At 61.2% G+C, this 22,460-nt stretch carries 21 protein-coding genes; 3 read left to right on the forward strand and 18 right to left on the reverse strand.

Annotation, left to right across the window (positions count from 1 at the left end):
- Positions 1-11: 11 nt before the first annotated feature.
- From KLP42_RS08750 to KLP42_RS08795, 10 genes are all read right to left on the reverse strand, one after another.
- A complete protein-coding gene (locus tag KLP42_RS08750; protein ID WP_215565817.1) occupies positions 12-1,604 on the reverse strand; it encodes a GMC family oxidoreductase in 1,593 nt (530 codons plus the stop codon).
- A 57-nt stretch (positions 1,605-1,661) separates the two neighbouring features.
- Positions 1,662-3,068 carry an aldehyde dehydrogenase family protein gene (locus KLP42_RS08755; protein ID WP_215565818.1) on the reverse strand — a complete coding sequence of 469 codons (1,407 nt, stop codon included), beginning with the start codon at positions 3,066-3,068 and terminating at the stop codon, positions 1,662-1,664.
- A gap of 104 nt (positions 3,069-3,172) precedes the next feature.
- Positions 3,173-4,129, reverse strand: a complete 957-nt coding sequence (locus tag KLP42_RS08760) for a helix-turn-helix domain-containing protein (RefSeq protein ID WP_215565819.1) — start codon at positions 4,127-4,129, stop codon at positions 3,173-3,175.
- A gap of 90 nt (positions 4,130-4,219) precedes the next feature.
- Positions 4,220-5,026 (reverse strand): 4-hydroxy-2-oxoheptanedioate aldolase, encoded by an 807-nt coding sequence (hpaI, locus tag KLP42_RS08765; protein WP_215565820.1) that lies wholly within the window; start codon positions 5,024-5,026, stop codon positions 4,220-4,222.
- Between the two features lie 53 nt (positions 5,027-5,079).
- Positions 5,080-5,883, reverse strand: a complete 804-nt coding sequence (gene hpaH, locus KLP42_RS08770; protein WP_215565821.1) for a 2-oxo-hept-4-ene-1,7-dioate hydratase — start codon at positions 5,881-5,883, stop codon at positions 5,080-5,082.
- Position 5,884: 1 nt separating this feature from the next.
- Complete coding sequence (locus KLP42_RS08775; RefSeq protein WP_215565922.1) at positions 5,885-6,760, reverse strand: fumarylacetoacetate hydrolase family protein; 876 nt, start codon at positions 6,758-6,760, stop codon at positions 5,885-5,887.
- Positions 6,761-6,770: 10 nt separating this feature from the next.
- Positions 6,771-8,225, reverse strand: a complete 1,455-nt coding sequence (gene gabD / locus KLP42_RS08780; protein WP_215565925.1) for an NADP-dependent succinate-semialdehyde dehydrogenase — start codon at positions 8,223-8,225, stop codon at positions 6,771-6,773.
- A 66-nt stretch (positions 8,226-8,291) separates the two neighbouring features.
- Positions 8,292-9,272, reverse strand: a complete 981-nt coding sequence (gene hpaD, locus KLP42_RS08785) for a 3,4-dihydroxyphenylacetate 2,3-dioxygenase (RefSeq protein ID WP_215565822.1) — start codon at positions 9,270-9,272, stop codon at positions 8,292-8,294.
- 25 nt (positions 9,273-9,297) lie between these two features.
- Complete coding sequence (gene hpaE, locus KLP42_RS08790) at positions 9,298-10,812, reverse strand: 5-carboxymethyl-2-hydroxymuconate semialdehyde dehydrogenase (protein ID WP_215565823.1); 1,515 nt, start codon at positions 10,810-10,812, stop codon at positions 9,298-9,300.
- 67 nt (positions 10,813-10,879) lie between these two features.
- Positions 10,880-11,272 (reverse strand): 5-carboxymethyl-2-hydroxymuconate Delta-isomerase, encoded by a 393-nt coding sequence (locus tag KLP42_RS08795; protein WP_215565824.1) that lies wholly within the window; start codon positions 11,270-11,272, stop codon positions 10,880-10,882.
- Between the two features lie 161 nt (positions 11,273-11,433).
- On the opposite strand from KLP42_RS08795, the gene hpaR reads away from it, so the two are divergent.
- Positions 11,434-11,913: a homoprotocatechuate degradation operon regulator HpaR gene (hpaR, locus tag KLP42_RS08800; RefSeq protein ID WP_215565825.1), complete on the forward strand. Its 480-nt coding sequence runs from the start codon at positions 11,434-11,436 to the stop codon at positions 11,911-11,913.
- A gap of 19 nt (positions 11,914-11,932) precedes the next feature.
- On the opposite strand, the gene KLP42_RS08805 is transcribed toward hpaR, so the two are convergent.
- From KLP42_RS08805 to KLP42_RS08840, 8 genes are all read right to left on the reverse strand, one after another.
- Positions 11,933-12,436 carry an RES family NAD+ phosphorylase gene (locus KLP42_RS08805; RefSeq protein ID WP_215565826.1) on the reverse strand — a complete coding sequence of 168 codons (504 nt, stop codon included), beginning with the start codon at positions 12,434-12,436 and terminating at the stop codon, positions 11,933-11,935.
- Positions 12,436-12,786 carry an antitoxin Xre/MbcA/ParS toxin-binding domain-containing protein gene (locus KLP42_RS08810; RefSeq protein ID WP_215565827.1) on the reverse strand — a complete coding sequence of 117 codons (351 nt, stop codon included), beginning with the start codon at positions 12,784-12,786 and terminating at the stop codon, positions 12,436-12,438. The genes KLP42_RS08805 and KLP42_RS08810 overlap by 1 nt, the downstream gene beginning before the upstream one ends.
- Before the next feature lie 95 nt (positions 12,787-12,881).
- Positions 12,882-13,865 (reverse strand): phosphotransferase enzyme family protein, encoded by a 984-nt coding sequence (locus KLP42_RS08815; RefSeq protein ID WP_215565828.1) that lies wholly within the window; start codon positions 13,863-13,865, stop codon positions 12,882-12,884.
- Positions 13,866-13,867: 2 nt separating this feature from the next.
- Positions 13,868-15,151 (reverse strand): aspartate aminotransferase family protein, encoded by a 1,284-nt coding sequence (locus tag KLP42_RS08820; protein WP_215565829.1) that lies wholly within the window; start codon positions 15,149-15,151, stop codon positions 13,868-13,870.
- Positions 15,152-15,154: 3 nt separating this feature from the next.
- A complete protein-coding gene (locus tag KLP42_RS08825; RefSeq protein ID WP_215565830.1) occupies positions 15,155-16,513 on the reverse strand; it encodes an aspartate aminotransferase family protein in 1,359 nt (452 codons plus the stop codon).
- A 12-nt stretch (positions 16,514-16,525) separates the two neighbouring features.
- Positions 16,526-17,176, reverse strand: a complete 651-nt coding sequence (locus KLP42_RS08830) for an HAD family hydrolase (RefSeq protein WP_215565831.1) — start codon at positions 17,174-17,176, stop codon at positions 16,526-16,528.
- The gene (locus KLP42_RS08835) at positions 17,173-18,441 is read right to left on the reverse strand and encodes a Tm-1-like ATP-binding domain-containing protein (protein WP_215565832.1); all 1,269 of its coding nucleotides are present in this window, start codon (positions 18,439-18,441) and stop codon (positions 17,173-17,175) included. The genes KLP42_RS08830 and KLP42_RS08835 overlap by 4 nt, the downstream gene beginning before the upstream one ends.
- Entirely contained in the window at positions 18,393-19,217 is an 825-nt protein-coding gene (locus KLP42_RS08840; RefSeq protein WP_215565833.1) for an IclR family transcriptional regulator, read from the reverse strand. Before KLP42_RS08840 ends, KLP42_RS08835 begins: the two co-directional genes overlap by 49 nt.
- Positions 19,218-19,463: 246 nt before the next feature.
- Between KLP42_RS08840 and KLP42_RS08845 the strand changes: the two genes are divergently transcribed.
- Positions 19,464-20,915, forward strand: a complete 1,452-nt coding sequence (locus tag KLP42_RS08845; RefSeq protein ID WP_215565834.1) for an APC family permease — start codon at positions 19,464-19,466, stop codon at positions 20,913-20,915.
- A gap of 54 nt (positions 20,916-20,969) precedes the next feature.
- Positions 20,970-22,451, forward strand: a complete 1,482-nt coding sequence (locus tag KLP42_RS08850) for an aldehyde dehydrogenase (protein WP_215565835.1) — start codon at positions 20,970-20,972, stop codon at positions 22,449-22,451.
- The last annotated feature ends 9 nt before the right edge of the window (positions 22,452-22,460 follow it).

Consider the following 22,460-nt stretch of genomic DNA (forward strand, 5'->3'; position numbering starts at 1 on the left):
GCGCGATCTCCTCAGGCCGCCCGATCCCTACCCAAGATGAAGCGGCTGGCGCGCTCCCCGATCATGATGGTTGGTGCATTGGTGTTGCCCGAGACGAGCGTCGGCATGATCGAAGCATCCGCCACCCGCAGCCGGTCGACGCCGAAGACCTTGAGCTCCTCGTCGACGACGGCCATCCGATCTTCCCGGACGCCCATCTTGGCCGTACCGGAGGGATGAAAGACGGTTTTCGAGACACCGCGGATGTAATCGCGCAGGGCTTCCGGATCCTTCTCGATGCCGGGTGCCGGCAGCACGCGCCGCTTGATGATCTTCGCCAGGGACGGTGCCTCCGTGATCTTGATAGCCAGCTCCACACCACGGACCAAGGTCTCCAGATCCGCCGGATTAGCGAAGGAATTGGCGTGGAAGAGTGCGGGATCCCGGGGATTGGCCGAACGAAGCTTGACGGTGCCGCGCGACTGCGGCCGCAGGAAGCAAGGACCAATCGAGATGCCGTGCCCCGGCTCGGCCATCCGCTCTCCGAAGCCGTTGAAGCTCGGCAGCACATGGAATTGGATGTCAGGCTGGCCAAGGCCCGCAGTGTCCACGAAACCACCGGATTCCACGACGGTCGAGGTCAGCAGACCTGTCTTCGTCAGCATGTATTGCAGCATGTGGCTGACGGCTGCGAGGCCCTTGTCCTGGCCGAACAGCGACATAATGCTGACTTCGGCCTGAACCGTCGCCTCCAGATGATCCTGGTAGTTCTCCCCGACGCCCGGCAAATCTGCCACAACCTCGATCCCATGCGAGCGCAGGTGCTCGGCAGCACCAATGCCGGACAATTGCAGGATCTTGGGCGTGGCAACCGCGCCCGCCGTCAGCACGATCTCGCCACGTGCCTTCACCCTTTCGCCGGACGAGAGTTGCACGCCGATTGCGGTGCACCCTTCGAACAGGATCTTTTCGACTTTGATGCCGGTCATGATCTCAAGATTGTCGCGACCTTCGGCTTCCCGCAGGAATGCCTGTGCGGCGCTCCAGCGGCGACCATTGTTCGTCGTCGTCTGGTAAAAGCCGACGCCTTCCTGCTCGGCACCGTTGAAGTCTTCATTATACTTGATCCCAGCCTCCTGGGCGGCACGGATGAAGGCCCAGGACAAGGGATGGCCATAGCGGCGATCCGACACTTTCAATTGGCCGTCCGCGCCGTGAAACTCTCCCGAAAGCCGTTGATTGCCCTCAAGATCGCGGAAGACGGGAAGCACCTTCTCATAGGACCAGGACCGGCATCCCATCTGCGCCCAGGTCTCGTAGTCCTGGCGCTGGCCACGGATATAGATCATCGCATTGACCGAACTACCGCCACCGAGAACATTGCCCTGCGGCACGACATTCGGCTTGCCCTTGATGCCGGGATCCGGTTCGGACATGTAGAATTGCACGTCCCTACCCTTCTCGATCACCTTGAAGAAGGTGGCGGGGATATGAATGAACTTTGCAGTGTCCTTCTGCCCGCTCTCGATCAGCAGGACCGTGTTGGCCGGATTTTCCGAAAGACGTGCGGCCACCACGGAACCCGAGGATCCGCCGCCAACAACGATGTAATCAAACTCACGCATTTGAGCCTCCTGCGCGGCGTCAACAGCCGCGCCTTGAACAAAGCCTGACGGAACGGTTCAGGAAAAAACGGTCTGGATGGTGGTGAATTCCTTCAGCCCGTCGACGCCGAACTCGACGCCGATCCCGGACTGTTTCACACCTCCGAAGGGCGCATTGGGCTGGATCGCACCATGCTTGTTGATCCAGACCGAACCGCATTCGAGCCGCGCCGCAATCTGCTTGGCCTTGGCGACATCGCCCGACCAGACCGAGCCGCCGAGGCCGCTCGGATTGTCGTTGGCCTTGGCAATTGCCTCTTCGATGTCGTGGTAGCGGATGATCGGCAGGGCCGGACCGAACTGCTCGAGGTCGACGAGCTTGGCACCGTGATCGACATCGGCGACAAGGGTGATGGGATAGAAGTAACCGGGTCCGCCCTGTGGCGCACCACCCGTCAGTACCCGACCGCCCTTGGCAACCGCATCTTCGACGAAGGCCGAGACGATGTCGAACTGAGCCGAATTCTGAAGCGGGCCGAGAACAACCTCCTCTGCCAGGCCGTCACCCACCTTGATGGCGGACGCATAGGCAGCGAGCGCATCGCACACCGCATCGTAGATGCTGTCATGCACATAGAGGCGCTTCAGGCAGGCGCAGGTCTGGCCGCTGTTGATGAACGCGCCCCAGAACAGACCTTCGGCGATCGCCTTCGGATCGGCATCGGGCAGGACGATACCGGCATCGTTACCGCCAAGCTCGAGCGTCAACCGCTTCAGCGTGTCGGCGGCGGATGCCATCACGCGACGTCCCGTGGCGGTCGACCCGGTGAAGGTGATCTTGGCGATATCCGGATGGGAAGTGAGAGCAGCACCCAGATCGTTGTCATCGGCGATGACGTTGACGACGCCGGCCGGCAGCACCTCGTTCATCAGTTCCACGAGACGGATGGTCGTCAGTGGCGTGTTCGGCGACGGCTTGATGACCACGGTATTGCCGGTGCGGATAGCCGGGATGATATGCCAGCAGGCGATCATGACCGGCCAGTTCCACGGCGTGATGGCGGCAACGACGCCGATCGGCTTGCGATGCAATTCCACCCGGCCCTCCGGTCTGTCCTGGACCACCTCGATCGGCAGATCCAAGGACGCCGTATGGCGGGTCCAGGCAACGGCACCGCCGATCTCGAAGCGCGAACCGAGCCCGTTGAGCGGCTTGCCCTGCTCCAATGTCAGAAGCCGTGCCAGTTCCTCCGCATTCGCCTCGATCGTCTCCGCCACACACGCGCAGAGCGCGGCACGCTCGGAGGAGGACCGGCCGGCCCAGGCAGGGAAGGCAGATTTGGCGGCGGATACGGCAGTGTTGAGATCGTCGATGGTGGCCAGTGGCGACATGCCCACGACCGCGCCCGAGGAGGGGCTCCTGACTTCTTTGTGACGCGTGGTCGCAACCGCCTTGCCACCGATGACAAGCGTAAATTCCTGCATGATACATCCTCCCATGCACTGCGATGGAAGGAGACTAGCCAATGCTCGTCGGTAATTCTTGGATCACGGCGCGGCATGAATTGGACAAAAGCGCGGCAACCGCCTCAAGCCATCACCACATCCTTGGGCGAGCAATCGAACAGCTTGCGGAAGCTGCGATTGAAGTAGGAAATGTCATTGAAACCGACCGAATAGGCGACGTCCGCAATGGCGCCCGGATGATGCGCGCCCCGCAGTCTTTCGAGCCTCGCCCGGGCAAGGTGCAGGCGCTTGAGCTTGATCATGCCGGTCACCGTCATGCCCTGCGAACTTAGGTCCTCCTGAAGGGTCCGCAACGAAACGCCAACGCGGTTGGCAAGCCATTGCGGCGTCAGATATTCCTCGGTGAGGTTCTCGTCGATCAGCACCTGGACAACCTCAAGCCGTCCCGTGCCGCTATCACCACGGACGAAGAATTCTTCGCCCGGATCGGACGCGAAGGCCTGTCGCGTCGTGTTGAACAGCAGCTCCCTGAGATGCGGCGCCCGGTTGTCGTCGCTTGACGTGCTCATCATCTTGGCGACAAGCGCACCCAGCATGATCGACATCGGATCATCCGCCCTGATCTTGCGCGTCACCGAAATCCGCACGGCCCGATCCGACAACAGCATCTGCCTGGGCAGGTGGACGGACAGGTGATTGGAAAACGAGCCGCCGAAATAAAAGACGGACGGTCTCGTGGAGTCGACGAGGATGCACTCGCCTGGATGTAGCTGCTCCTGGCGGCCTGACTGTTCGACCCCACAGGAGCCTTCCAGCTGCAACAGCAGGAACAGGTTGTCGCCCTGATCGGCCCGGATGTCATCGGGATCACGGCGGATGTAGTCGAGATCGTTCGCCACCTGGGCCAGTTCAACACCCGCGGCGTAAGACAGGGCGGCACAGCCGCGTACCGCATTCGATCCGTCGTATCGGGTGGGATTGAAATGGCCGCAGATCGATTTGAGGTCCGACGTCCAGGCGTCGAACTCACGCGTCACCCAATGCGTCGGAACGCAACGTTCCAAGCTCCCCAAGTGCATGTCCGCCTCCTCCCAAAGTCGGTCACCCAGTTACTGAGCATGTTAACAAAACTGGCTTTTGTCAAATACCGGGGCCAGCCACCTTGCCGCTCAGTAGACCTTCACACCCGCCGTCGGCTGCGTCGGCTTTGCATCGTTGAAATCCTTGAGCAATCGGGAAGCAGAATTACTGAGCAGTCCGACATCGTTGCCGATCCCCACGAATGTGGCTCCAAGTTCAGCATAGCGTTTCGCGAGCCCGAGATCGCCGATCAGGATACCGGCGGCCTTGCCGGAGGCGAGGATACGGGCAATGGATCGCTCCACCACATCCTGGACTTCGGGAGCACCCGGCCGGCCGAGATAGCCCATGTCGGCAGCAAGGTCAGAAGGTCCGATGAACACGCCATCGACACCATCGACGGCGCAGATCGCATCGAGATTGTCGATCGCGACACGGCTCTCCACTTGCACCAGCAGGCAGATCTCATCGTTCGCAGTCTGCAGATAGTCGCCGATACGGTTGAAGTCAGAGGCACGCGCCAAGGCTGCGCCGACGCCGCGAACGCCCAGCGGCGGGTAACGCACCGCCTTGACCATTTCGGTCGCGAGTGCCGCATCGTGCACCATGGGCACGAGGATGGTCTGGGCGCCGATGTCGAGCATCTGCTTGATCACCCAGGTCTCGCCTATGGGTGGGCGGATGATCGCATGCGACGGCGAGCCACGCATGGCGCGCAGCTGCTCGGCCAGCCGGGGTACATCGCTCGGCCCGTGTTCGGCATCCAGCAACAGCCAGTCGTAGCCGGCGCCGGCGCAGATCTCGACCGTGTTGGGGCTTCCGAGAGCCTGCCACAGACCGATCTGCAAACGGCCCTCTTTCAATCCACGCTTGAAGCTGTTGACGGGTGCAGGCATCACGGCATCCTCTTTCGATACGGATTGGGCAGACTACGCCCGCCCTGGCAGGCTCATTCGAAAAACAGGCTGACCGAGCCGTAAGGCCCGAAATCGCCGACGATCGTATCACCATGACGGGCTTCGATAGGCCGGATGAACGAGCCGGCGAGCACGATCTGCCCCGCCTCGATGCCATCCCCATACTGCGCCAGCCGGTTGGCGAGCCACGCAATCCCACGGGCCGGCTGATTGAGCACGCCCGCGCCGAGTCCGGTTTCCTCCACCTCGGCATTGCGGGACACGATCGCTCCCATCCAGCGCATATCGATCTGGTCCGGGCGCACCGCGCGCCCGCCGGTAACGATGCCGGCATTGGCGGCATTGTCCGAGATGGTGTCGAACACCGTGCGGGTCTTCTTCGTCTCGGGATCGACACGCAGAATGCGGGTGTCGAGGATTTCCAGCGCGGGCGTCACGTAATCGGTGGCGTTCAGTACGTCGAACACCGACACGCCCGGCCCCTTCAGCGGGGCCTTCATGATGAAGGCAATTTCTGCCTCAATGCGCGGCTGGATGAAGCGATCCTTCGGCACGGTCGCGCCATCCTCAAACACCATGTCATCGAACAACACGCCGGAATCGGGAATATCGATATTCAGCGCATATTGCATGGCCTTGGAGGTGAGGCCGATCTTCCAGCCAATCACTTTGCGGCCAGCAGCAACCCTCTTCTTCACCCATGCGCCCTGGATGGCATAGGCATCGTCCATGCCGATGTCTGGATGGGCAAGCGACAAGAGGCCGGTCTGGATACGGGTCCGCTCCGCCTCGTCCAGCTTTGCCGCTGCGGCTTCGATCTGCTCGGGGCTCAACATGTCATGCCTCGTCTTGAATGGTGTTGCTGAGAATGCCTAGGCCTTCAGCCTCGACCTCGACCACATCGCCCGGCTTCAGCCAGATCGGCGGGTCGAAGCGCGCGCCGGCCCCGGTCGGCGTGCCGCAGACGATCACGTCGCCCGGCACGAGCGTGGTGAAGGTGGAGATGTAGTTGATGATCTTGCGGAAGGAGAAAATCATCCGGCTGGTGCGGTCGCTCTGGCGCACCTCGCCGTTAACGCGGGTTTCGAGCTTGATGTCGGCCAGCTGATTTTCGTCGGTAAAGGGAATGAGCCAGGGGCCAATGGAACCGGTCCGGTCGAAATTTTTGCCTTGGGTCACGTTGAATTTCGCATGCCGCACCCAGTCGCGGATAGTGCCCTCGTTACACAGCGAGAGCGCCGCGATGTGGTTGAAAGCGTCCTGTTCCGCGATCCTTCGGCCACCTTTTCCGATGACGATGACAATCTCGCCCTCGTAATCGAGCTGGGGACTTTCCGGCGGACGGATCAGCGGCTGGCCGTGTCCAGTAAAGGAGCGCGGAAAGCGGATGAACAAAGAAGGATTGGCGGGGGCGGCCTGCCCGTCCTTGTATTCCTCATTGCGGTCCGGAAAGTTCACCCCGACGCAGATGATCTTTTCCGGCGCGGGAATGGGGATCTCGAAGGTTATCTCGGACAGGGCAAAGTCCGGCGCCTCATCGGCGTGGTCCTGCGCCAGCTGCACGAGTGCACCCGCCTCGATCACTTCACGCAGTGTCGGATAGCGCTCGCCCAGGCGTGCAGAGAGATCTATCACACCCTCACCGCTCACGAGCCCATAGGCTTGGCGACCGTCAGCCGTGCTGAAGCTAAGAAAACGCGGATGGGAGGTCATGGCCATGCTCCTATTGGATGCCGCCGAGGCAGACATATTTGATTTCAGTGAATTCTTCGATGCCATAGCGTGAACCTTCACGGCCGAGGCCGGACAGTTTCACGCCACCGAAGGGGGCTTCGGCTGTCGAGATCAGGCCGGTATTGACGCCGACCATGCCGTATTCCAACGCTTCCGCCACGCGGAACACGCGTGCGAGATCAGCGGCATAAAAATAGGAGGCAAGGCCGAATTCGGTGTCATTGGCCTTGGCGATCACCTCCGCCTCGTCAGCGAAGCGAAACAGCGGCGCGAGCGGCCCGAAGGTTTCCTCGCGCGAAACCAGCATGTCCGGCGTAACATCTGCCAGCACCGTGGGCTGATAGAAAAGCCCGCCCAGCCCATGACGCTCGCCACCTGCGATCACCTTTGCGCCCTTGCCGCAGGCATCGGCCACATGTTCCTCGACCTTGGCCAGCGCTGCCTTGTCGATCATCGGGCCAAGCGTCACGCCCTCTTCCAGTCCATTGCCGGTCTTCAGGCGTGAAACCGCAGCAGCCAGCTTGGCGGCAAAAGCATCGTAGACGCCATCCTGCACATAGATGCGGTTGGCACAAACGCAGGTCTGGCCATTGTTGCGGAACTTGGCAATCAGCGCACCTTCCACGGCGGCGTCCAGATCGGCGTCGTCGAAGACGATAAAGGGTGCATTGCCCCCCAGTTCCAGCCCGAGTTTCTTGATGGTCGGTGCCGATTGTCGGTAGAGTTCAGCCCCCACTTCCGTCGAGCCGGTAAAGGTGAGCTTGCGAACGACCGGGCTTGCCGTCAGCTCCGCGCCGATCACCCGCGCCGAACCGGTGAGCACACTGAACAGGCCCTTCGGCAGACCGGCACGTTCGGCCAGAACCGCGAGCGCAATGGCGGAAAACGGCGTTTGCGAGGCCGGCTTCAGCACCATGGCGCAGCCGGCGGCGAAGGCAGGACCGGCCTTGCGGGTAATCATCGCATTGGGGAAGTTCCAGGGCGTGATGGCCGCCACCACACCGATGGGCTGCTTCATCACCAGAATGCGCTTGTCCTTCTGGTGGCCCGGCACGATGTCGCCATAGAGGCGGCGTGCCTCTTCGGCGAACCACTCGATGAACGAGGCGCCATAGGCGATTTCACCTTTGGCTTCTGCCAGCGGCTTGCCCTGTTCCAGCGTCAGAATGAGGCCCAGATCGTCCTGGTTGGCCATCATCAGATCGTACCAGCGCCGCAGGATAACCGCCCGTTCCTTGGCCGTGCGGGAGGCCCATTCCTTCTGGGCCCGTTCTGCGGCTGCAATGGCCTCCTGCGTCTCGGATGCACCGAGATTGGGGACATGGCCGATGACGTCACCGGTGGCTGGATTTTCCACCGCGATGGCATTGGCGAGATCTGCTTCGATCCACGTGCCGCCAACGAGCGCTGCCTGGCGAAAAAGCGAATGGTCCTTGAGCGTCATCATGCATCATCCTCGAATTGGGGGACAGTAGCGGGCGGCAGGAAAAGCTGCCGCCCGCGCCATCAATCAGGGCGCGATGATCGGCTGGGCCTTGAGTTCGGATGCCTTCGGTTCCACACCTTCGAACAGGCTGCCATGCTCGAACCACGAGCGCGGAGCCGGCGCACCCCAGAGTGTCTGGCGCTGCGGGTCCTTCAGATCCCATTTGATCGGCTCCAGATCGGGATCGACCGTCTGGTAATCCGAGCAATAAATCTCGATGCGGTGGCCGTCGGGGTCGAGGACGTAGAGGAAGAAGGCGTTGGAAATGCCGTGGCGACCCGGTCCGCGCTCGATATTCGCCACCCAGCCTGTGCTGGACATCAGGTCGAGAAGATCGATGATGTTGAGCGGCGTCGGCACCCAGAAGGCCGTGTGGTGCAGACGTGGCCCTGTGCCATTGGTGAAGGCGATATCATGGACGCCGCCCTTGCGGTGCGTCCAGGCAGCCCACAGCTTGCCGGTCTCCTCGTCTTCCGTGTACTCAGTCACACGGAAGCCAAGCTCGTTGTAGAAGGCAACCGATGCATCAACATCCGACGAGAACAAGTTGAAATGGTCGATGCGCAGCGGCTTGACGCCGCGATAGAGCGCATATTGCTGGTGGATCGGCGGCAGGCGGTCCATCCTGGAGTAGAATTCCAGCGGTGTGCCGTGCGGGTCGCGGGTGCGGAAGGTGCGCGACTGGTAGGGGCGCTCAACCCATTCCACCGGCAGGCCCTTGGCCTTGAAGAAATGTTCCGCCTTGTCGAGATCCTCCTCGGAGAACACCTTGAAGCCAAGGTCGCGGGCGACGGATTCGTTGCTCTTGCGCAGCACGATGCAATGGTGGCCGCGCTCTTCCATGGCCCGCAGGTAGATCGCGTCCTTGTCCTCGTCGGTCACCTGAAGGCCGAGGGTATCGACATAAAAGGCGCGCGAGCGGGCGAGATCCTTCACGCCGAATTCCACGTGGCTCAGACGGATAATGTTGAAGGGCGGATAAAGGTTTGGTGTTGGAACGGGCATGTCTGTTGTCCTCCGGATATATCGATCAACCGCCCAGCTTCTGAATGGCGTGCGGCTTGGTCGCGAATGCGATGTTCTTGGTTTCCATGTAGAAGTCGAATGACCAGTCGCCGCCGTCGCGGCCGATCCCGGAATTCTTGACGCCGCCGAACGGCGTCGGCAGATGGCGGACATTTTCCGAGTTTACCCAGACCATTCCTGCTTCCATGTGGTCGGTGAAGCGGAAGGCGCGGGTCACATCTGCGGTCCAGAGATAGCCGGTCAGGCCGTACTGGACATCATTGGCGAGCGCCAGCGCCTCATCCTCGTCCTTGAAGGGAATGGCCGTCAGCACCGGGCCAAAGATTTCTTCCTGGGCGATGCGCATCTGGTTGTTGGCACCGGTAAAAAGGGTCGGTGAAACATAGCAGCCGCCACCGGGACCGGCGAATTTCTCGCCACCCGCCGCCACCTTGGCACCTTCGGAACGGCCGATCTCGATATAGTTCAGCACCTTCTTTTCATGCACAGGATGGATCAGGGGACCGACAACCGTTTCCGGGTCAAGCGGATGGCCAACCTTGATGCGCTTGGCCTTTTCCGCCACCATGGCCGTGAATTTGTCGTAGACGCTCTCTTCCACCAGCAGGCGGGAGGATGATGTGCAGCGCTCGCCGTTCAGCGAGTAGATCATGAAGACAGCAGCGTCGGCGGCGCGCTCCAGATCGGCATCGGCAAACACCACCACCGGGTTCTTGCCGCCAAGTTCGAAGTGCACCCGCTTCAGCGTATCGGCACCCTGCTTCATAATCATCGAGCCGGTGCGGCTTTCACCCACAAAGCCGATGGCCTTGATGAGCGGATGTTCGGTCAGTGCCTTGCCTGCATCTTCGCCAAGTCCGTTCACGAGGTTCCAAACGCCCTTTGGCAGACCCGCTTCCTCGGCGATTTCAACAAGAAGCCGCGCCGTCAGCGGCGAAAACTCCGCAGGCTTGTGAACGATGGTGCAACCGGCGGCCAGCGCTGGCGCGATCTTCCACGTGGACAGCATGAAGGGCGTGTTCCAGGGCGTGATAACGCCAACCGGCCCGATCGGTACGCGGGTGGTCATGTTGACCTGGCCCGGCGCGCGCAGCGACTTGCCGTCCCGTGCCTCGGGCGCGCGGTCTGCGAAAAAGCGGAAGTTTTCAGCGCCACGAAGTGCTGCCTTCGCCATGAACTTCAGCGACTGCCCGGTATCCATGCATTCGACCAGGGCAATTTCTTCCGAACGCGCAACAATGGCATCGGCAATCTTGTGCAGAAGCTTCTTGCGGGCCTCACCCGGCATGGCGGCCCATTCGGCAAATGCAGCCTTTGCCGCTTTGGCGGCCAGATCGATGTCGGCGGCCTTGCCATGGGCCACCTTGGCCAGCACCGTCAGGTCGACCGGTGAAATGGTCTCGAAGCTTGCGCCATCCAGTGCGTCGCGGTCTTCGCCGCCAATCCGGTTCCTGACGCCGCCCTCGAACTTTTTCAGATAGGCTTCAGCTTTGGCGAGATTGTCTTGAAATGTGGACATGGGTCATCTCCATGAGAATTGCGTGGGTGTCGCGTTGCCGCGTGCAGTGTCTGTCCGTGTGGGAATGTCAGCCGGTTTTCTGTCGAAGCCTTGGGTGAATGGCGTTCTTCTTCCAGCTCAGCTCGGCGTCGATCTCGCGGATTTCCAGCGAGAGCATGAAATGCGGTGTTTCAAAGCGCTCGGAAAGGAAGGCGGAAACCGCGGCAAAGATTGCCTCGCCAGCCCGCTTCTTGTCGGCCTCGCTGCGGCCTTTGCCGATGCGCAACGACATGTCGATAAAACTGTTTTCCGGCAGAAGATCCGCGATGGCATAAACCTCGGTGCGAAAACCCCGCACCCGGATAGCGCCAAGCTCAAACAGCCCGGTCTCCATCATCGTGTCATGGATGAGGCGCGCCAGCGCTCTCATATCGACCACCCCATCGAGATTGGCCGAATAATCGAAGGTGAAATGCGGCATGGTTCCTCCCGCCGTTTATATTTAACATGTTAAGTTAATCCGCGTGCTTGTCAAGCGGGCAAATGCATCCTTTTTGCTTTAATCGGGGCCGGCCGCCGCCTCTTGGCGCCCCTTGCTGCCAAAGGATTGGCAAATGGTCGAGATTGTGGTCATAGGTCTGTATGACCCAATCCGACTCCACCCGTACGAAGCTGGCGCAGGATGCGCTTTTGCCCCGCAATACCCGCCGCTCCTTGCCAATCGCGCTGTTGCGTGCGCGCGAAGCTGTGATGGCGCATTTCCGGCCCATGCTGGCAACCCACGACCTGACGGAACAGCAATGGCGCGTCATCCGCATTCTCGGCGAGAACGGCACGGTGGACGCCTCCGAAGTGGCCGAACGCGCCTTCATTCTGGCCCCTTCTCTGACCCGGATGATCAAGACACTGGAAGAGCGCGGCCTGATCGAAAAGGACAAGGACGAGGCGGATGGCAGGCGTGTGCTGTTGCGCATCGCGCCGGCCGGGCTTGCCATCATCAACGAGGTAACGCCCGAAAGCCGGGCAATCTACGAGGCACTCGAGCGCAAATTCGGCGTTGAGAAGATCGATCTTCTGCTGGATCTGCTGGGTGAACTGGCCGACACCATGGATGCCGGGTGACGGCAGAACGCGGTCCTTGTCAGCGAAGGCGATTTTCGTCATCGATCAGCGTGAGGCGTGCTGGCGGCTCTGCTCCCCACTGAAAGAGGACGAGATTGAGGTCGTTGATGGTTGCGCCCGCCGCAAAGCTGCGCACCAGAAGGCCATGATAGCCCTGTTCAAAAAGCCGCCGTGCGAAGGTCTGCGTCCGGGCTTCACCAGATTCTCTCATGGCATCTCGCCACGTGGTATCGGCAAGTGCGGCAGCATCCATATTCCATATCCGCAGCGCCTCTTCATCACGACTGTCGAAAACGCGCTCGATCTCGGCCCTGTATGAAACCAGTGTTGTCGGTTGCAGACTGCCCACCTGGTTTGCTTCGCGCAGTGCCGTCATGATGGACAGCGATGTATAGAGTGCCTCAGCGCCCTTCGGATTGAAGCGACCGCCATAGAGGGCTGCACCCCGGCCCGATAAGGGTTCGCGCGCATAAACCGGGTTCAGGGCTCGATAGAGAAATCCGCTGAATGACGTCGTCGCCATCAGGCGTGGATGCCCGCGTCGACCGAATCAATGTAATCGAGCACGTCAGTTGCGCGCCCGTCACGCACCAGCTGCATGGCAGTCAGACCGGAAAAACCCGAAAGCGGCTCCGACCGATACCAGGCATAGGCCATCAGGGCGGAGCCGAAGCGTGACTCCACCTTGTTGATGATTTCCACCACTTCACGCAGACGCCGCTGGGTCCGGTCAGATTGAACGCGATCCTTGCGTTGAACCGCATCCTTCCCCAGCCCGGCAGCGCGCGCAATGTCCTCGCTTGTCGTATGCAGGGTCTCTGCAATCTTGCGTGCTGAAAACATGCCGTTGTCAGCAAACTGAGCAAGTCCCATGGCGTCACCTGTCTTTCGAATGCCTCATCTGTTGACGCAATATAGCGTCAAAAAATTCGGCGTCAATGAAGGCGCTTGACAGTCTATAGCGTGGCTCACAACAGCCGCTCTGCCAGTTCCAGTGCATCATCGGCATATTTCTGCGTCTTGTGCGCCATTTCCGGCCGTGCCGCCGCCCAACCGATATAGGTCAGGCTGCGCATGACGACAAACAGCGGCAGAAGCGCAAGCGCCGCGTCCGGAAGGCTTCGGCACGAGCGGTACCCATTGACCAAGGCCGTTTCCAGCGCCGGATATTGCGGCTCGATCCGGTTCTTGAGCAGCGCCGTCGCCAGATCGAACAGGCGGTAGCCATAGCCGCAATCATCGAAATCGATCAGCCCGATCTCATTACCGTGGACCATGATGTTTTCGCGCACACCATCGGCGTGTATGAGGCCGTAATCGAGCCCCTCCGTCCCGGCTTGCGCCAGCCGGTCGAGAAGTCTTGACCGTAGCCGAGCCAGTCCGGTTGCGCTTTCGGGCGAAAGTCCTTGGCAATCCCAGAACCGGCCCCAGAGCGGAGTGTCGCCCAGCAGGCCGTCACGGTCCCAGGCGGGGCGAACGAAGCTGTCATTCGTTTTGAACCGGTCGGCGCTGTCATGCAGCCGTGCCAGCGTTTCGCCCAGGCGGAAAAACAGCGCCTGCGCCTCTTCTGATCCATGGGCGAGCGGATGCCCGGTTTCGCCCAGCGGTGCGCCCTCCATCCAGCTGACGAGGCTTGCAAAACCCGTCGCGCCATCCGTACCGCATTCGGCCAGCAGCGAGCCAGACAGCGTTGGCAGCGGGGCGGGCGCGCGAGCACCCTCCCCGACCAGATGCGCCACGAAGAGCAGTTCGGAAAGAATGGTATCGCGGCTATGATAGCCAGGTCTGTGCAGCCGAAGCGCCGCATAGGCCCCATCGGCAAGGCGAACGCGAAACACCGCGTTCTCCCGATATTTAATCAGTCGCGTCTCCGTTCCTTCAAGCCCCCAATGGACAAGTGCCCGGCTGGCGCGCTCGTGCAGTTGGCGAAGGAAATCATCCGTGTCGATCATTGTCAGAGACCGGCCAGCACATCGTCGAGGACGGAGAGCATCAGGTCCGCATTCTCCCTGGAGAAAGGCATGGGCGGTCTGATCTTGGTGGCATTTTGCTGTACGCCGAGCTTGCCCATCAGCACGCCACGTTCACGCATGGCATTGATAACGCGGGTGGCGATCTCCGATGCCGGCTCCTTGGTCGCCCGGTCGAGCACAAGTTCTGCCCCGAAAAACAGGCCGGAACCCCGCACATTGCCGATCAGATCGTGTTTTTCGGCGAGCTTAGTCAGCCCGGCGCGGGCATATTCACCCACCACGCGGGCATTTTCCATCAGCTTTTCATCTTCCAGCACATCCAGCACGGCGCTGGCCGCCGCGCAGGAGACGGGGTTGCCGCCGAAGGTGTTGAAGTAGCGGAAGGCCTTGCGGAAAGCATTCAGCGTATCGGTGCTGGCAACCACGCCGCCAATGGGGTGACCATTGCCCATAGGCTTGCCCATGGTGACGATGTCCGGCGTGATGCCTGCATATTGATGGCCCCAGAAATGGGTGCCGGTGCGACCGAACCCCGGCTGCACCTCATCGCAGATCAAAAGACCGCCCGCCTTGCGTACCGCTTCAGCGGCCGAAACCAGGAAGCCCGGTGGCAGTTGCGGGAAGCCCTCATTGGCGAAATAGGGGCAGACGATCAGGGCAGAGAAGCCGAAAGGCGATTTCTTCAGGTCTTCAATGGCCTCGTTCAGCGCCTCGGTCCAGGCGCGGGTGAACGCCTCGCCGCCCTCGCCGCCCAGAGGACGATAACCATCGGGCGCCGGGACATGCCGCACATGGCCGCCATACCCGCCCACGGGGGGCATGCGGATCGACAGCTGCGAGACGGCCGCGGTATTGCCGTGATAGGTGAAATTGGTGGCGATCACCCCGGTCTTGCCGGTCACGGCTTGCGCCATGCGCAGCGCCACGTCGTTGGCCTCCGAGCCGGTGCAGGTCAGGATCGCAGTATCGAGACTGTCATCGAAGGTGGCCGTCAGCCGCTCGACATAATCGAGAATGCCCTCATGCAGGTAACGCGTATGGGTGTTGAGCGTTGCGGCCTGGCGGGCAATCGCCTCGACCACGTGCGGATGGCAGTGCCCGACATGCGGCACATTGTTGTAGCAATCGAGATAGCGGCGTCCGTCCGCATCCCAGACCCAGACCCCCTCGCCTTTTACCAGATGCACGGGATCATTGTAGAAGGTGGAGACATTCTTGCCGAGAAGCCGTTCACGGCGGGCAAGCAAGGCTGCATTGTTCGACATGGTTTACACTCCTGCTGCGGCCGATAGTCCTGCATCCAGCGCGGAGAGGATGCGCTCGACATGCTCGGCGGTAATAATCAGCGGCGGCGAAAGAATGATGTTGGAGCCGGAGGTGCGCACCATGACGCCCGCCTCATAGGCGGTGTCATAGACCTTCTGCACCACCTGCTTGGAGGCGGCGGCCTTGGTCTTGCGGTCGCTGACGAGTTCCAGCGCGCACATCAGGCCCTTGCCGCGTGCATCGCCCACCAGTTCATGCTTTTCCTGGAGCAGGAGAAGACCGGCCAGCAGTTCCTCGCCACGCACAGCAGCATTGGCGGCAACATTCAGCCGCTTCGTTTCCTTCAGCGTCGCAATGGCGGCGGCAGCGCCGACGGGATGGCCGGAATAGGTATAGCCGTGACCGATGGAGCCAAGGCTGCTGTCATTGTTCTCAAACACATCGGCCACCTTCTGCCCGATCATCACCGCGCCAAAGGGGAAGTAACCATTGGTGATGGCCTTCGCGGTGCACATCAGGTCAGGTTTCACGCCCCACAGGCGTGAGCCCGTCCAGGCACCGGTGCGTCCGAAGGCGGTGATGACTTCGTCGGCGATCAGGAGAATGCCATGCTTGTCACAGACTGCCCGCATCAGCGGCATGAAGGTCTCGTGCGGCACGATGACACCGCCGGCTCCCAGCACCGGCTCCATGATGAACGCCGCAATCGTATCGGCACCCTGGAAGGCGATTTCCTCCTCGAACTGGCGCGCAATGGCACTGGCGATCTCGGCGCCGTCCGTGGTGTTGAACGGGTTACGGTAGGTGAAGGGGGCGGGCAAGTGGTAGACGCCCGGCAGCAGTGGCTCATAGGCGCGGCGGAAATTGGAATTGCCGTTGACGGAAGCGCCGCCGAAATGGGTGCCGTGATAGCCCTTCTTCAGAGCGATGAACTTGGTGCGCTCCGGCTGACCGTTCAGTTTGTGGTACTGGCGGGCAAGCCGCAGTGCGGTTTCGACCGAATCCGACCCGCCCGATGTCAGGAAGGATCGCACCAGCCCATCTTCCTTGAACCAGTCAGCCAGTTCGTAGGACAGCTCGATCAGGGGCGAAGTGGTGGTGCCGCGAAAGGCCGAATAGTAGGGCAGATCGTCGAGCTGCTCGCGGATCGCCTGTTTCACCGGATCGCAGGAATAGCCGAGATTGACGTTCCACAGACCGCCGACGCCATCCAGCAGGCGCTGGCCGTGGACATCGACAATCTCCACGCCGTCGGCAGCAGCCACGATACGCGGCGGATTCTTGCGCATCTCAGCCGGATGCGCCATGGGATGCCAGACATGGCGGGCGTTGTTTTCCATCAGGAAATTGGAATCACGCATGGAAATATCCTTTCAAAGACCGAGCATGGAGAGCGCACGCGCATAGCCATCCGCCGGCTGCGTCACGTCAAAATGAACATGGGGGAGACCGACCGCTTCGGCGCCCTCGATATTTTTCGCCTGGTCGTCCACGAACACGCAGGCCTCACGGGGCAGGCCCAATTCGGCCAGCACCAGTTCATAGGCGCGCGGATCGGGTTTGAGGATGCCGGTATAGGTCGCATCGACGATGACATCGAAGAGATCGATCAGTGGAAAACGGCGACGGAACTCGACGCCGTAGAACAGGTCCAGCTCGTTCGAGAGGATGGCGAGACGCAACCCCGCCTTCTTCGCGGCAAGGATGGCATCGCGCGCTTCGGGACGCAGCACCAGATCCGCATCCGCCCCCCGCGCACGCTGCACGAAGGTCTTCATGTCCGTCCAGTCTTCGCCGACCAGGCGGCCAACCTCGCGGGTGCGCTCCATCCAGTAATCGCGCTCGGTGATCTCGCGATTTTGCATCGAAAACCAGAGCGGATCGCTCGCCGGGTCGAAGGGGCCGCGCCAGGTTAGCGTTCCCGGTGCAAGGCCAAGTGCGCGTTCGGTCACGTCGTGGGTCTCGAAGAGTGTGCGCGTCACCACACCTCCGAAATCGAGGATAAGGGCTCGGGTCTCGTTCATGGCTGACCTTTCGGAATGACGCCTTCGGCAACCCAGGCGTCGAATATGGCGAGTGCGCGTTCGGCAAATTCCGGCGCGTTGATATGCGCATCCACCCGTTCCAGATGAACGTCATCCGGCAGGCTGATGCTGATTTCCTCGATGAAGGCGATGTGACCGTCCGGGTCGTGGAGCGGCTCGCCCGCGCGGTCCCATTCCTGCACGCCGGTCAGCGGCAGCAGAAAGGCGCGAGGCCCCTTTCCCTTCATCAGCTTTTCGGCAACCAGCCTGGCCAGTTCCCGACGCTTCTCGACCGTGGAGGTCACCGAACCGAGCAGCCGGTTATGAACGTGATAGGGCCGGTCGGCGAAATGGGCGGGCATGACCTGCCAGGCCGGCAGATCGATCATGTCGATGGCGCCCGGTGCCACGATCTGCGGAATCCCGGCCAGGCCGGCGTTCTCCAGACGATCCGCCCCGGATGTGACGACGGTGCCGTGATGATGATTGGACACCTCCTGGATGCAGAAATCCATGACGGCAGCAAAGCCGCGCTTGGCGGCAATGGCTTCGAAGGCGCGCCCACCCATGCCGGTGGAATGGAAGACGGCAACGTCATAACCGCGCGCTTCGAGGGCGGGTTTCAGGATCTTCATGTAGCTGAGGCAGCTGCTGCCAAGGGAGGTCATGCCGACGAGCGGCTTGTCCTTACGCGGTTTGCAACCATGCCTCGCCGCACCGACGATGGCGCCTGCCGCCTGGGAGAGAATGCAACGGCAGATCTCGTTGAGGCCGTAAAGCCCGCCCGACCACAGGATCGTCATCAGATCCGGCGAAATGCGCTCCGGGGGCAAAAGATGCGAATGGGCAATGGTGGAAATCAACAGTTTCGGCACGCCGAGCGGCAGAACGGCGGCCACGTCAAGCGCCAGATCCGTCCCCATGGAACCGCCCAGAAGCACCGTGCCACGGATCTCGTCTTCCAGATACAGTCTTTCGGCAAGTGCCATCGCGCCCTTTGCCATCAGCGCCATGGACGTATTCTCATCGCCCGAATGGATGATGTCATCCATCGAGACACCGGCGGACTCCGCAATATCGAAGCGGGAGTAATCCGGCACATAGGGCGGATCCTTCAGGATGCTCACGTCCATCATCACCGGTCGTCCGCCGGCCTGCCGCACCGTCTCCGCAATAAAGAGAAGTTCGGCGCTTTTCGTATCGCCTGTCCCGACAATCAGGATTGCGATATCGCTCGGGTCTTCGACCTTTCTGCTGTCATCCATTCCGTTCTCCCGTGCCGGTCCTGCCCGGTCTTCTGGGTTCCCCATAATGCCCTCTCGATGGAGCGGGCGATCTCGGCGGCGTGTGCCCCGAATTCCTCAAGTTTCGCGCGGTCGACGCGCATGGCCGGTCCGGCAACCGCGATGGTGCCGCGCGCCCTGCCCTTGGCGTCGAGTATGGCAGCGGCAGCACTCATCACACCCGCTTCGTAGCCGCCTTCACTGATGCAGTAGCCGAGCCGCCGCCCTTCATTCAGCCGTTCGCGCAGCTGATCGGTCGAGGTGGCTGTGGCAGCCGTGAATGCCGTCAGCGGCGTTGCGAATGTCGCCTCCAGTTCCGCCGGGCCGAGGGTCGACAGATAAGCAAGTCCGGATGCTGTCGCATGAAGCGGCAGCAACTGACCGGGATCGATGATGACCCGGTGCGTATAGTCGCTCATCTCGACATGTACGGTCGCTAGCCTGTCGCCCGCCGGCTCCGAAACATGAACGGTCTCACCGGTCGTTGCGACCAGTTCGCGGGCGAAGGGCGCAACGATGCTGGCGAAGGGATAGCGCTGCTCGCGGATGCGGGCCAGCCGTACCGGCGCCGAGCCCAGGCGGTAGCGGCGGGTGAGCAGGTCCTGCTCCACGAAGCCGAATCGCGAAAGCTCCACCAGCATGCGCCGGGTCGTCGCCTTGTCCATGCCCGATGCCGTTGCAATGTCGGTCAGGCCGGGCTCCATGCGCATGTCTGCCAGTGTGTTCAGAAGATGCATTGCCTTCGCAATCGTGCTCATTGGTTCCCTCGCGCGATCCGCGCCTGGTTTCGGCGCAATGGTTCAAGGCCCTTTTGATTTCGCAGCGACTAGATACTTAACATGCGAAATACCTTGACAGGTGCCAGTTCTGTTTGCAAGTCTATATTTGAAGCTGAGGTTCAAATAATGAACCAGTAAGCGACCGTCCGAGAAAAGCAATAGGAAACAGGGCGGGTGACTGGGATTTTCAAAGTCAACTGGCGACAGAAGAGGGGAACTCTAGAAATGGACGCCATCCAAACTTCGACACCCGGTGCAAACCGGCTTAAAAAGAACACACTCGGCACGGCTGCGGTGACCTTTCTGGTCGTATCGGCCGCCGCCCCGCTCACGGCCGTGGCGGGCGGCGTGCCGCTTGCCATGCTGCTGGGCAATGGTGCCGGCATTCCCGGCACGTTTCTTCTGGTGACGGCAATCCTGCTGATTTTTGCCGTCGGCTACGTCGCAATGGCCCGCCATATCCGTAATGCGGGGGCCTTCTATGCCTATACCGCGCAAGGGCTTGGCGGCGCACTGGGCGGCGCTGCGGCGCTCATCGCCATCCTTGCCTATAATGCCATGCAGATCGGCGTGTTCGGCATGTTCGGCGCTGCCACCTCCGGGCTTCTGGCCAGCCTGGGCCTGACTCTGCCCTGGTGGGTCTTTACCTTCATCGGCATTGCAGCGGTGGGTGTGCTTGGCTATCGGCGGGTGGATTTTTCCGCGAAACTGCTGACCGTGCTCGTCATCCTCGAATATGCTGTCGTGCTTGTCATTGATGCGGGCATTCTGTTTTCGGGTGGCGACAGCGGGCTTACTGCGGTTTCCTTCACCGCGCCCGCCTTCTTCTCCGGATCGCCGGCGATTGGTATCCTCTTCTGCTTTGCCGCCTTCATCGGTTTCGAAGCCACGACGATCTACAGCGAAGAAGCACGCGAACCACACCGCACGGTGCCGCGCGCAACCTATATCTCCGTGCTGATTATCGGCCTGTTTTACATGCTGACGAGCTGGCTGATGGTGATGGGCGAAGGGGCAGACAAGCTGAGCGCCAGCCTGGGCGGCCTGGCTGATCCCACCACATTCCTGTTCGTTCTTGCGGAACGCTATGTCGGCCAGTGGATCGCGCCGGTCATGCAGGTGCTGTTTGTGACCAGCCTCTTTGCGGGCGTGCTGGCTTTCCACAACGGCGTTGCCCGTTACATCTATGTTGCGGGTCGCGAAAAGCTGCTTCCGGCATCGGTTGGTGTCACCCATCATGTTTTCCAGAGCCCGCACGTTGGATCTCTGGTCCAGACGGCCATCGCCACGCTCGTCGTCGCTTTGTTTGCCTATGCGGGTCTTGATCCGGTGCTGGCGCTGTTTTCCTGGCTCACCAATGTGGCAACGCTTGCCATCATCGTTCTGATGGCCATGACCGCCTTCTCCATCCTTGCCTTCTTCCGCCGCAATCCGGGGCTGGAATCGAACCCCTTCTCCACCACCATCCTTCCGGTCATTTCCGGCGTGATACTGAGCGTTCTCGTCTACTTCATCGCAGTCAATTTCGGTGGTCTGGCCGGTGCGGAAGGCGTGCTGGCGGTATTCCTGCCCGGACTGGTACTGATTGCCGCCGTAATTGGCCTCCTGCTCTCCCTTCGCCTGAAGGCGGCCGACCCGACTGCCTTTGCCAGATTGGGCGCAGGTCAGGAAGAGTAAGCAGCAGCAGGCGCGCCTCGCGCGCCTGCACGACCTCCAACAAGGACGACCACCATGCAGGAAGGGATCAATCGCCTTCGCCAACAGAGCATTGCCAACGCTTCGCTATTCATCGACGGGGCGTGGCGCGAGGCCGAAAGCGGTGGGCGGATGGATGTCATCTCACCCATCGATGGCAGGATCATCACCACCATCGCCGATGCGGACCGCAGCGATGTCGATCTGGCCGTGGCGGCGGCGCGAAACGCTTTCAAAAAGGGGAGCTGGTCGAAGGCCGCACCTGCTGAACGCAGGAAGGTGCTGCTGAAGCTGGCGGACCTCGTCGAAAGCCATGCTCTTGAGCTGGCCGTATTGGGCGTGCGCGACAATGGCACGGAAATTTCCATGGCGCTCAAGGCCGAACCCGCCTCCTGTGCCCAGACATTCCGTTATTATGCAGAGGCGATCGACAAGCTCTATGGAGAAATCGCCCCGACGGCTCCCGGGATTCTCGGGCTGGTGCATCGCGAACCGGTTGGCGTGGTGGCCGCCATCGTGCCGTGGAATTTCCCGATGATGATCGCCGCCTGGAAGATTGCACCTGCCCTTGCGGCGGGCAATTCGGTGGTGCTGAAACCAGCCGAAGGGGCTTCGTTGACCCTGCTGAAACTGGCCGAACTGGCCAGCCGGGCGGGTCTGCCGGACGGCGTGCTCAATGTTGTAACCGGTCGCGGCGCTATTGCAGGCGAAGCGCTCGGCCTGAGCATGGATGTGGATGTGCTGGCCTTTACCGGCTCAGGCCCGGTCGGGCGCAGGCTGCTGGAATATTCCGCACGCTCGAACCTGAAGCGTGTTTATCTGGAGCTTGGCGGAAAATCGCCCAATATCGTCTTTGCCGATGCGCCCGATCTTGCCAAGGCGGCGCAGGTTTCGATGAATGGCATATTCCGCAATTCCGGGCAGGTATGCGTCGCCGGGTCGCGTCTTCTGGTAGAAAAGTCCATCCACGCGGATTTCTGTGCGCAGTTGGTTGCGCTTGCCACGGACATGCGAGTGGGCGATCCGCTCGACCTTCGCACCCAGGCTGGTGCCGTGAGCAGTGAAGCGCAGCTGGCCAAGAACCTTTCCCATGTGGAAAGCGCTCTTGCCGAAGGCGCGAGATTGCGGGGTGGCGGCAAGCGGATCCTGCAAGAAACTGGCGGCTTCTACATGCAGCCAACCGTGCTGGAGGCGACGCCTGGCATGGGCATTGCCCGTGAGGAGGTCTTCGGCCCGGTGCTGACCGTCATTCCCTTCGAGTCGGAAGGTGAAGCATTGCAGATCGCCAACGGCACCGATTACGGGCTAGCCTCTGCCGTATGGACCGGTAATCTTTCACGCGCCCATCGCATGATCCGCGGTTTGAAAGCGGGTGTTGTGCATGTAAACACCTATGGCGGCACCGACATCACCGTTCCGCTCGGCGGTGTGAAGCAGTCTGGTAACGGCCACGACAAATCTCTGCACGCCTTCGAAAAGTATCTCGACCTCAAGACGGCCTGGATCGACCTGACGTGAGGTCGGCCA

The sequence above is a fragment of the Rhizobium sp. CSW-27 genome (genome assembly GCF_018760785.1).
Classification (GTDB): Bacteria; Pseudomonadota; Alphaproteobacteria; order Rhizobiales; family Rhizobiaceae; genus Neorhizobium.